The organism is Flagellimonas olearia (assembly GCF_004150225.1).
Taxonomy (GTDB): Bacteria; Bacteroidota; Bacteroidia; order Flavobacteriales; family Flavobacteriaceae; genus Flagellimonas; species Flagellimonas olearia.
Genome location: NZ_ML142907.1, coordinates 1021460 through 1028349, shown reverse-complemented (window position 1 = coordinate 1028349; position 6890 = coordinate 1021460). Strand labels below are relative to the sequence as shown.

The window sequence follows — 6890 nt, the reverse complement described above, 5'->3', positions numbered from 1 at the left end:
CACTAATGGCACAAACTTTCACGAATCTCCAATGTCATTCTGAACCCTGTCCTGAGACTATGACGAAGGAGCTGCGAGAAATCTCTTTGGGTCATTGCCCATTGTTAATTGATCATTGAGTATTGCCTTTGAATCCGCTTAAGAACACCGCAGCCATGAACACCATAAAAAAGGCAAACGGCAGAGAGGTGATGATGAGTAGTTTTTGAACGGCGGTGAGCACATCAATGTCCAGTTTGGCATTACCCAACAGAATAAGTGCTAAGGTCGCCAACAAAATAAAGATGGACCAGATGAGCCGATGTTTCTTCTGGGGATCGGGATTGCCTTTGTCCGTGAACATGCTTAATACAAATACGGCGGAATCCACCGAAGTGACCAAAAAACTCACCAACAATAAAATAGTGATACCATTGAGTAGTCCCGAAAACGGATATTCCCCAAAAAAGATGAAGATGGACGAGAACACACTGCCAAATTCATTATGGTAGCTGCCCCAACCTTCTATGATCTCAAAGGCCGAAGTGCCAAAGACAGAAAACCAAAAGAAGGTCCCCAGCGAAGGGATGATCAATACCCCCAACAACATTTGCCGCAAGGTACGCCCTCGGGAAATCCGGGCGATGAAAATACCCGTGAAGGGTGCCCAGGCCAGCCAGAAGGCCCAATAGTAAAACGTCCAATCGGTAAGGAAGTCGATGCCGGGGTCGTAGCGCCCCACGGCGATGCTCATCGGAACAAAATCCATAAGGTAGTGCCAAGAGGCCTTTCCGAAGGAAAGCAGGATATCTCCCATATTGCTATTGACGAACACAAAGGCCAACAGCAGTAGCGTCACCAAAATATTGAACTTGGAAATCTGTTTGATACCCTTGTCCACCCCCAACCACACGGAGACAAACGCAATGGCTGAAATCAACAATGCCAGCAGTAGAGTAATAGTCACCCCAAACTCGGACTGAAACACATGGTTGAGCCCTCCGGTAATTTGGGCGGTGCCCAGACCTATGGCGGCGATCAACCCAAAAACGGTGGTGATGATAGCCAGGATATCCACCGCATTGGCACGTTTGGTACCCTTGAATTTTTGCGGAATGGAACTACTCACCAGCACTTTTTGGTGTTTGGCAAAGAGTGCATGGCCAATGATAAGGGCAAACAGTCCATAAAAGGCCCAAGCGGTAAAGCCCCATTGGTAAAAGGTGAACTCCAACGCCAGTACCTCTGGAGTGGTGTTGGAGCCAAAGGGCGGGTTTTGCTGCATAAAAACGGGTTCCTGCACGGCCCTAAGCAAAATTCCGGCCCCCATGCCCGTGCTGTAGAGCATACTGGCCCACGCCCAGAGCGAATGTTCTGGTTTTTCGTTAGGTTTTCCTAATTTAAGCTTACCCCAGGGCGATACCGCAATGCCCAAGAGCAGCAACACGCAGCCGAGGCCCAGATACAGGTAAAAATACCCAAAGTGGCTTCGCACCCAGAGCGAGAGCACCTCAATGGATTGGTAGCTCCACTCCGTAAATAGAAACACCACTGCCGAAAACAGCAATAGCAGCCCCGCGGAGACCGCCAATAGTGGGTTATGTTTTAAGAAGTTGTAAATACGTCTTAATTTGTCATTCCCGCGCAGGCGGGAATCCATTTGTTTTTCCGAAGATAACAGGAAATCTTCACTTGTCATTTCGAACCCCGTCCTGAGACTATGGCGAAGGAGCTTCGAGAAATCTATTTTGGTTTGACACGAATGGCACAGATTTTCTCGAATCCTCTATGTCATTCCTGCGAAAGCAGGAATCTTTTTCTTTTGGGCTGGTGGATTCCCGCGTGCGCGGGAATGACAAGATGGACATTGCGCATTGTTGATTGTTCATTGTTCATTGTATGGGGTTTATTGCAATTTGTCAACCGCTATAGGCTTTCTAAGCTCTCCCACAATTCCCTTCATCGCTTCTACAACATCTTGCACCTCCCTTCGGGAGAAGGTGTCTTCTTCCAAAAAGAACAGCATAAAAATCCCCAACTCTAAAATTTGGGCCAACTTTTCAGGAGAGCCGTAGCCATCTTCAACCCATTCTTTAAAAGTCTCGTCTTTTTCCATAATAGGAGCAAGAAAAGCGTTTTTCGGCAATGGGTGCATGTCATATATGACAAGTGGGGTAAAAGGTGTTGGGTGAAGGGTAAAAGGTGAAACTGAAAACTAAAAACTCAACCCTTATTCTTCCACAGTAAATTCCCGTATGGCTTGGTTGGGCTCCATAATGGTATGGCCTTGCCAAAATCCGGGGTCGTAGGTGGGCATATAGGTGGCGCGTGCCGTCTTGTCTTCTTTAAAGTTGGTAAACCGGTCTTCGGGCACCACTTCTTGGTCAAACACCACCAGTTCCCATTTTTGGGTGGGGCTCATCCTAAAATCTATGTTCAGGGAGAGTTCGTTCTGCTTGCGGCGGCCCTTTACGTGCTTGTTCTTTTCAATCACTTTTAGCGGTCGGTCCACGGCAAAGTAGCGGCCAAAGGTAAAGTCCATAAAGCGGAGGTCGTACTTGCCATTGGGCAGTTGGGCAAAGCGCATGGTGCCCTTGTAGAGCACTTCGCGGTAGGTAATGCCCAGCAGCCTAAAATTGCGCAGGCGCTCGGTGTTCTGCACATCCAACCGCATAATGGCAAAGTCGGAGATGTTGATGTAGAGGCGGCCCTTGAACTCGGCACTGCCACGTTTGGGCTCATAGTCGATCACGTAGACCCCGGCATCGTCCATTTCGGCATAGCCGGCCAGGGTAAAGGCATATTTTCGGGTCTTTCGGGTAAGGTCCAGCTTGCTGTCCTCTTGGTAGTAGAGTTCGTTCAGCAGTTCCTTGAACGCGCTTCGTTGGGCATCCACCAGACCGGAGATGGTGTCCTTTTCCACTTCGTCCTGTAGGTTTTGGGCCTCTTCCTCCGCCATTTCACTGAGGATGGAATCCACTTGCACCTTTTGACTAAAAATGCCCGATTTGATCTTCAGGTAGGAGTCCGGTTTTATGTTCTGCGTAAAAATGGTCTGCATGCGCTCGCCCAGTTCCTCAAAGGAACCCACTTGGTTCTTGTCGTACAGGTCGGCCGCCTTGATGATGTCCAGTTTGTAGGTGCCATTGTGCTTGTAGAGGTCGCCCAGACTTTCGGTATAGGTTTTGGCATTTTTTGGGATGCTTGCCGCAATACTGTCCATGAGTTCCTTGTTGAGCTCCGCAATGCTGGATTCCTCAAACCCAAAGTCCACCTTGGTGATGGTGGCCAACTCGGACTGCCGCAAAAAGAAGCGCTGTTTCACGGGTTCTTTGTTGATGTTCTGCGGAAGGCGCTCCACCATTTTCTCGATGATCTCGTCCACGGTAAGTTCCTTGTCGAACACGTACACGCCGCTGAGTTCTATGGCCTTGGGCTGGAGGAGTACCACACTGTCCTGCAATTGGGCAAGGGCAAAGCCCTGTTTGGCGTACCCCATGGAGGAGATGTAAATGGAATCGGGCGCGGAGGCAGCTTCCAAGGTAAAGCTGAAACGGCCTTCATCGTTGGTGATCGTGCCTTGGTGTTCGCCATACTGCACCGTGGCATACGGAATGCCTTTTTGGGTCTTGGCATCCACCAGCCGGGAGCTGATGGTCTGGGCGGTCATGGGCAGGGCCATGAGGAAACATAATATTGGGAAGATCTTGGTGTTGGGCAAGGTCATCTGTTCGTTTTTGATGTGTTTTTTATAAAGACAGGGCAACTGCTAAAAGGTTGCACATGGGTTAGACGATTTAAGAGGGGATTTGTAACAAACATACCTAAGTCTTGTCACATCGAGCGCAGTCGAGATGTTTTGTCCACCTTTCGACTGCGCTCAAGATGACAAAACGCGTAATGGTTTGACACGAATTACGCGGATTTTCTCCAATGTCTTCTGTCATTTCGAACGAATGTGAGAAATCTATGGTTGGTTGAGATTTCTCAATCGATGCTTTGCATCTCATGTCGAAATGACGTTTTTTTTGGTTTGACACGAATGACACGGATTTACTCGAATTGAACCTAGACCTCTTTTCTTGCCACCACTACCATTCTATAGGCATAGTAAAGTGGTAGAAATCCATTGAATACCCATAGGGCGATCAAAAGTTTCACTTCCAAGGTGTCTACCCAGCCCTTGAGTTTTAGGAGGATGATCCCGGTGGTGATTAAAAAGCCTATCACAAAACAGAAGTTCATCACTGCAAGCATGCGAAGGGCCAACGGATAGAGTTTGGGGGCATTTTCCTCGGTGACCTTGACCGGATAGTTCATAAGCCACGGTTTCAGTTTCATGACAACAAGTCCCATAAACAGGTGTAGCACGGCACTGAGGATGGGAATCACCCAAAGGGTGGATTTATGCCCGTACCCGTCCACTTCGCCTTGAAAATTGAAATGGGTGGGGATGGTCTCCGGCAGGTCCATGTAGACTGCAAGGACCAAAACCGTATTGAAGGCCACGACCATCCATCCCGCACGGTGCAATTTTTGATCAATGTGCGAGGCCTTTATGTCGACTCTCGGATTTTTTGTAAACAAACTCATAGGTCTTCAATAGAGGTTGGTGCGTTGTTTGCTTTCTGGTCCAGTAACTTCTTAAAGAACTTTTGAACGGCCTTGGTGTCGGACATGACCTTGATGAAATGATGGTCCATATGAATGGAGTACACGGCCATTTCGCCTTTATACAGGGTCAGTTTGTAGTAGGGGATGATGAGCCCGTAGGTTTCCAACAGCGAACGGAACCGCACAATGATGCCCTTGGGTCGCAGTTCTATGTTGCAAGTGTTGAGGTTATTGTCCAAAATAAGCAGGTTCTGGATTTCCATGCTGGTCTCTGTGATAAAGAGTTTTGGGGAGCCAATACCGCCCATGGAGAACCTTTCCCTTAAGGGAAAAGGCTTGCCTACCGACTCGTCAATTTTTCGGGTGATGTCCTTGTTGGAATAAGAGACGTTCAGAAGCATGCTTAAAAATACTCAAAATTGTGTGTATGTGTTACGCTTGGGGAAAGGAATCCTGTGACAAAAGCGCAAAAAAATGTGTAGTTTTGCGGGCTGAAATGCTTTAGAGATGAGTTTGCAGAACGATTTGAGCCTGAAGGTCATTGCGGCCGTAAAAGAACTGTACCAAGTGGAACTTCCCACAGTGGAGTTTCAACCTACCCGAAAGGACTTTGAGGGGGATATTACCGTGGTGGTATTTCCCATGTTGCGCCACATCAAAGGGAACCCGGTACAGATCGGTACCCAAATCGGTGATTATCTGCAGGAGCATGTGGACGAGGTGGCCAAGTGCAACGTGGTGCAGGGCTTTTTGAACGTGGTTATCGAAGATGGCTACTATCTCGATTTTTTCAACAACATCAAGGACGTAAAGAATTATGGCTATGCCGAAGCGGGGTCCAAGGATGCCGTGATGGTGGAATATTCCTCACCCAATACCAACAAACCGCTGCATTTGGGGCATATCCGAAACAACCTGTTGGGGTATTCCGTGGCCGAAATCTTAAAAGCTTCGGGAAAGAAAGTGTACAAGACCCAGATCATCAACGATCGTGGCATCCACATCTGCAAGAGTATGTTGGCCTGGCAACAATTTGGTGATGGGGAAACCCCGGAATCCTCAGGATTGAAAGGGGACCATTTAGTGGGGAAATACTATGTGGCCTTTGATAAGGCCTATAAAGAACAGATTGCCGGGTTGGTCGCTGATGGAATGGCCAAGGACCAAGCCGAGAAAGAAGCCCCCATTTTGTTGGAAGCCCAAGAAATGCTCCGTAAATGGGAAGCGGGTGATGCCGAGGTGGTTTCCCTTTGGAAGAAAATGAACGCTTGGGTATATGCCGGTTTTGATACCACCTATAAAAACCTTGGGGTGGATTTTGATCAACTCTACTACGAAAGCGATACCTATCTGTTGGGTCGTGATGTGGTCAAGGATGGGCTTGAGAAAGGGGTCTTCTTTAAAAAAGAAGATGGCAGTGTGTGGATCGACCTTACCGATGAGGGATTGGATGAGAAAATCGTATTGCGTTCCGATGGTACCGCGGTCTACATGACCCAAGATATTGGTACCGCCATCCAGCGGGTCACGGATTTTCCCGATATCAACGGGATGGTCTATACCGTTGGAAATGAGCAAGATTACCATTTTAAGGTGCTGTTCCTTATCCTGAAAAAACTGGGGTATGCTTGGGCCGAACAATTGTACCATTTGAGTTATGGTATGGTGGATCTTCCCAGTGGTAAGATGAAGAGTAGGGAAGGTACCGTTGTGGATGCGGATGACCTCATCACCAATATGGAGGAGACTGCAGAGGCCATTTCGGCAGAATTGGGCAAATTGGAAGGCTATTCCGAAGAAGAAAAACAGCAACTGTACCGAACCATTGGGTTGGGTGCTTTAAAATATTACATCCTGAAAGTGGACCCCAAAAAACGGATTTTGTTCAATCCGGAGGAGTCCGTGGATTTTCAGGGCAACACGGGACCGTTCATCCAGTATACGTATGCGAGGATTCAATCCATTCTGAGAAAAGCTAATTTTGATGTCTCGACTGCGCTCGACATGACCTTTTCCCTTCATGAAAAGGAAAAGGAGTTGTTGAAGGGCATCCAGCAGTTTCCTGAAACCGTTCAATTGGCCGCGGAAAACTTTAGTCCGGCGCTTATTGCCAATTACACCTACGATTTGGTAAAGGAATTCAATTCCTTTTATCAGCAGGTATCCATTTTGGGCGAGCCTGACGAAACCAAAAAGCAGTTCCGGGTACAGCTGTCACAAAAAGTAGGAGAGGTGATCCAGTCCGCCTTTAGACTTTTGGGGATTGATGTTCCTGAACGGATGTAACCCCATTTATC

6 protein-coding genes are annotated in these 6890 nt (G+C 47.9%); 1 reads left to right on the top strand and 5 read right to left on the bottom strand.

Annotated features, from left to right (window positions below):
- Positions 1–112 precede the first annotated feature (112 nt).
- The 5 genes from DN53_RS04690 to DN53_RS04670 all read right to left on the bottom strand — a co-directional run bounded on the left by DN53_RS04690 (position 113) and on the right by DN53_RS04670 (position 4994).
- Complete coding sequence (locus DN53_RS04690) at positions 113–1639, bottom strand: BCCT family transporter (protein ID WP_129653227.1); 1527 nt, start codon at positions 1637–1639, stop codon at positions 113–115.
- 246 nt (positions 1640–1885) lie between these two features.
- Positions 1886–2095: a hypothetical protein gene (locus DN53_RS04685; RefSeq protein WP_129653226.1), complete on the bottom strand. Its 210-nt coding sequence runs from the start codon at positions 2093–2095 to the stop codon at positions 1886–1888.
- 114 nt (positions 2096–2209) lie between these two features.
- On the bottom strand, positions 2210–3706 hold the full coding sequence (locus DN53_RS04680; RefSeq protein WP_129653225.1) for a peptidase associated/transthyretin-like domain-containing protein: 1497 nt from the start codon (positions 3704–3706) through the stop codon (positions 2210–2212).
- 341 nt (positions 3707–4047) lie between these two features.
- Positions 4048–4572, bottom strand: a complete 525-nt coding sequence (locus DN53_RS04675) for a DUF1648 domain-containing protein (protein ID WP_129653224.1) — start codon at positions 4570–4572, stop codon at positions 4048–4050.
- Positions 4569–4994, bottom strand: coding sequence for a hypothetical protein (locus tag DN53_RS04670; protein ID WP_129653223.1), 426 nt, complete (start codon positions 4992–4994; stop codon positions 4569–4571). The genes DN53_RS04675 and DN53_RS04670 overlap by 4 nt, the downstream gene beginning before the upstream one ends.
- A gap of 106 nt (positions 4995–5100) precedes the next feature.
- Here DN53_RS04670 and argS point away from each other — a divergent pair, with 106 nt between their 5' ends.
- A complete protein-coding gene (gene argS / locus DN53_RS04665) occupies positions 5101–6879 on the top strand; it encodes an arginine--tRNA ligase (RefSeq protein ID WP_129653222.1) in 1779 nt (592 codons plus the stop codon).
- Positions 6880–6890: the final 11 nt, after the last annotated feature.